The sequence below is a fragment of the Pseudomonas sp. RL genome (genome assembly GCF_000647775.1).
Lineage (GTDB): Bacteria > Pseudomonadota > Gammaproteobacteria > Pseudomonadales > Pseudomonadaceae > Serpens > Serpens flexibilis.
This window is the reverse complement of sequence record NZ_JBOY01000143.1, coordinates 1-4225: the sequence shown is the minus strand read 5'-3', so window position 1 is coordinate 4225 and position 4225 is coordinate 1. Positions and strand designations below refer to the sequence as shown.

Annotated in this window: 4 protein-coding genes; all 4 read left to right on the top strand. The window is 64.4% G+C overall.

What is annotated here, in order from left to right:
• On the top strand, positions 1–2228 hold a 2228-nt coding region (locus tag AS93_RS20890), incomplete at its 5' end, for a hypothetical protein (RefSeq protein WP_027591684.1).
• 72 nt (positions 2229–2300) lie between these two features.
• Positions 2301–2975: a VWA domain-containing protein gene (locus AS93_RS0116865; RefSeq protein ID WP_027591683.1), complete on the top strand. Its 675-nt coding sequence runs from the start codon at positions 2301–2303 to the stop codon at positions 2973–2975.
• 1 nt (position 2976) lies between these two features.
• Positions 2977–3708 (top strand): PP2C family serine/threonine-protein phosphatase, encoded by a 732-nt coding sequence (locus AS93_RS20005; RefSeq protein WP_051587524.1) that lies wholly within the window; start codon positions 2977–2979, stop codon positions 3706–3708.
• Positions 3698–4225: hypothetical protein (locus AS93_RS19675; protein WP_037009801.1), on the top strand; the 528-nt coding region annotated here is incomplete at its 3' end. The genes AS93_RS20005 and AS93_RS19675, both read left to right, overlap by 11 nt.

Genomic DNA, 4225 nt, shown 5'->3' with positions numbered 1-4225 from the left:
GGCGCAGCGCCGATGTCGCCGTGGTGGACTGCGACGGCTTTGCCGTCCAGGGCAATGCCGAAGACTTTCCGGCGCACCAGTTCACCGCCGGCTTCATCGCCCCGGAAGCCTTTCGCGCCAAGCAGGCTCCGCAGGCGCTGGGCCAACCGCAGGACAGGTTCGCCCTGGCGGTGATCCTGTTCAAGCTGATCAATGGTGGCCTGCATCCGTATCAGGGTGTGCCGGACAGCCAACGCGATATTCCCAGCGATAACCAGAACCGCATCGCCGGAGACTTTTATCCCTACGGGCTCGAACCGCATCCCGACTTGAAGCCTTCGCCCTGGAGCGTACATGGGGACTTCCCGCGAATTCTGCGCGAGGCGTTCGACGCCTGCTTCACCAGCACGCAACGCCCTTCGGCCCAGGGCTGGGTGGACCTGCTGGAACAGGCAAAAGTCCGGCTAAAAACCTGCGCAACCGATAGCGACCATAGCTACTGGGGAAGCGACTGCCCCCACTGCGCGCGCGCCAATACCAGGGTCACGGCAAGCAAACCCAAGCAGCGGCGTTTCACGCCCCAACCAGTGCATTACGCGGCTGCTCAACCAGGCCCGCCAGCGCCGGCCACCGCTCCCGCGCCGACTGCTGCTCCTGCGCCGACCGGGGGCATGGGCTCGGTCATCGGCCTGATCTTTTTCGTGTTGCTGCTGATCACGGTGATTGCGAGCAGCTGCTCCAACCGCGCCAGTTATACGCCTGAACCTTTGCCCTGGCCGGCGCCTGCGAGATATGAGGATCCCCGACCGCCTGCCTGGTGGTCGGTCGGTCCAGAACTGGCCCCCCTGTACACAGTCAACCACTCGGCGACCTATGACGTATCGCTATCCACTGGGAAGGAGCTCATTCCTTATCACCGCTTCGGCGCCTTCGACCAGCCCGAGTCGCTGAGCTTCCTTACCCGACACCCAAAAACCATTAACCTGCTGGAGTGGGCCAACCGGGAAACGCGTCTGGAACGCCTGGATGTTCCTGACCAGAAGCTGGAGCCTCTGGCGTCCTACGACGCCTCTGCCAGCTACGGGCTGGCGCTGTGGCAAGCAGACCCTCGGCCGGATCACAGCGGGATCTACCTGCCTCAGTGCCTGCAATCCTGCACGCTCTTGCAGCGTCTGGAGCCGGGCCGGGCGCCACTCAGCTACAAGATGCCTGAATGGCAGCCCCACGGTCCCGACCAGCATTACCCCGATTGGCAATACCAACTCAGCCCCGAAGGGGAGTTTCTGGTGCTGGCCAGCGCCAGCCAGGTGGCAGTTTTCACCGTTGATCAGGCGGACGAGCCGCTGACGGTCATGGACCTGCCGGAAAGCTACGCCCGCCATTCACTCGGATCGCTATCGGTTGGCCCCCGCGCTGAGACGATGATTCTCGGCATTTATAAAAGCGGACCTTACGGCGTCAACTTCAGCAGCGAAATACTGGAGCTGACCCGTAATGGCAGGATGATGAGCCTGGACAACAGCTTCAAGCCGCGCGCCTGGGCCGCGGGTAGTGAGTTGCTCGGCGCATCTCAGGCCTTGAGCCGCGATGGGCAGACGCTTGCCGTCAGCGAATACCAACAAGTGGAAGCCAACAACGCGGATTACAGCGCGCTGGGCTCTCCGGTCACCGTGGCTCTCGGTTACCCGACCATCAGCATCTGGGAACGTGATGAACAGAGGCAGTGGCGTCTGCGCCAGCGAATCGAGTGGAAAGAGCGACGGGGCGCCCAGAAGCTTGAGGTCCGAGCACCATTGGGGATGGAAGTGCTGGGCAGATTGCGGCTCCGCGGAAACCTGGCGTTCCCCGCCAATCAGGTGCATCAGGATCTACAGCTCAGCCCCGACGGTCGCCTTCTACTGAGCGGCCTGGAGGCGGGTAGCAATTTCGCCAAGCTGACGGCCACCAGCTACCTGTTCGACATTCAGGGGCACCGACCCAGCCTGCTGGGGCACATGACCGCCACAGCCGCAAAAACATACAGCCTTTCCGCCGCCTTTCCTCAAGTCAGGCTTTCCGACAGTGGCAATCATGTAGCCATGGGCTGGTTTCTTCACGAACCCGCCGCAAACGGAGCGAAGCTGACGCTGCCCATTCAGGTCTTTGCCGTACCGCAGCCGGAACGCCCGACGGAGAATATCGCCGCCGGAGCAACCGACCTCACGGATCGAGGGATACCCCCGCTCCCACCAAGGGCTGACATCCGGTGAGTTGATTGGCTACCATCCTGCCCCTTTCCAACCCTCTCCTGCGATACGACGTATCAGAAAAGGATTTTGCGCATGTCCATCCCGAAGATTCCCGGTGTCGAATTCATCGACAACACCAATCAACGCACGCCCTGCGTACTGCTGCTGGATGCGTCCGGCTCCATGAGTGGAGAACCGATAGCCCAGCTCAACGCCGGACTGGAGATCTTCGCCCAGGAGCTGAAGAACGATGAGCTGGCGGCGCTGCGCGTTCAGGTCATGGTCATTGCCGTGGGCGGATACGATGACGTGCGGATCCTGCAACCCTGGACGGACGCCGTGGACTTTCAGCCGCCGGTCATCAAGGCCGACGGCATGACCCCGCTGGGCAAGGGCATGAACGTGGCGCTGGATGAAGTGCGCAACCAGAAGGCCGTATACGACGCCAACGGCATCTCCAGCACCCGCCCCTGGATCATCATGATTTCCGACGGCCGCCCGAACGATTACGACTGGGAAAACGCCGCCGCGCGTTGCCGCCAGGAAGAGGCGGACAAGCGCGTGGTGGTGTTTCCGATCGGCACCGAAGGCGCCGATTTCACCGCGCTCGGGCAGTTTTCCGCCAAGTCGCCGAAGAAGCTCAAGGGGCTGCAGTTCCGCGAGCTGTTCATCTGGTTGAGCCGCAGCATGTCGACCGTGTCCGCCAGCGTGCCCGGCGACAGGATCAGCCTGCCCAGTACGGATTCCTGGGCGACCGTAGAAATCTGAGGTGGCCGTTCAAGCCGTCGGCGCGTCGGCGACCGGCACCTCCCACGTCGCTCAGGGACAGCCCTGCCAGGATGCCTTCGAGGTGGTCCGCACTGATGGCTGCCTGGTTGCCTGCGTCTGCGATGGCGCGGGTTCCGCGGCCCGCTCGGATGAAGGCGCACGCACCCTGGCACGAAGGGTCGCCCATGCCCTGGCGCATGACCCGCGCGCCTTGCTGCGCAGCCCCGACGCCTGGGAACAGGTGGCCGCCGCCGTGCAGGCCACCCGCGATGCCCTGAGCCCTCTGGCCGACCTGGCGGCCTTCCACGCCACGCTGTGCGGCGTGGTGCTGACGCCCGCGGGCAGCCTGGCGTTTCACCTGGGCGATGGGGTGATCTTCGGTATCAACCCGGAAAACTGGGGCGATTATCTGGTCAGCGAACCGGAAAACGGCGAGTTCGCCGAAACCACGTACTTCTTCACCCTGCCCGACTGGCGCCGCCACCTGCGGGTGATGTGCGCGCCCGCGCGCTTTCGGACCTGGTTCCTGATGACGGATGGCACGGCCAGCTTTGCCGCCGGCAACCAGCCCTGGCGTCCCGAGGCCGGCTTCCTGCGACCGGTGCACGACTATCTGCGCGGCGTGCCACAAGAGGCCGGCGAACAGGCTCTGCAAGCCACACTGGATGATCCGCGCAGCCACCGCATTACCAGCGACGACAAGACGCTGGTGTGGTTGCACCGTGAGCCGTGAGGGGCGCTACACCCTTCGGTTGGCCGATGGCCGAACCGAACAACTGACCCTCACCGGCAAGGCCATCAACCGCGGCGCCGACGGCGCCATCTATCGCACCCCGGACGGGCGATACGCACTCAAGTACTACCACGAGCCGGGCAAGGATCCGACGCGGCGGCAGAAAGTCTGGCAGATGATCCTCCACGCCCCCGAGGATGCCTCCGCACGGCACTTCGCCTGGCCCCAGGCGCTGCTGCTGAATCGGCGCGAGGAGTTTGTCGGCTTTGCCATGCCGCTGCTGGACGTGGCCAGCCACGTGTCGCTGGATCTGGTGCTCAGCGCCCGGGGCCGGCAGATGCAGGGGTTGCCCCAGGCCACGGCCTGGCGTCTGGACGTGGCCATCAACCTGGCCCGGCGGGTGGCCGAACTGCATGCCAAGGGCCACTGCATCATCGACCTGAAGCCGGCCAACCTGCTGGTCCACCGGCGCAGCGCCGATGTCGCCGTGGTGGACTGCGACGGCTTTGCCGTCCAG

What these genes read in the sequence shown, in the direction of transcription:
- AS93_RS0116865 (WP_027591683.1), top strand. Translation starts at nt 2,301, where the DNA reads ATGTCCATCCCGAAGATTCCCGGTGTCGAATTCATCGACAACACCAAT.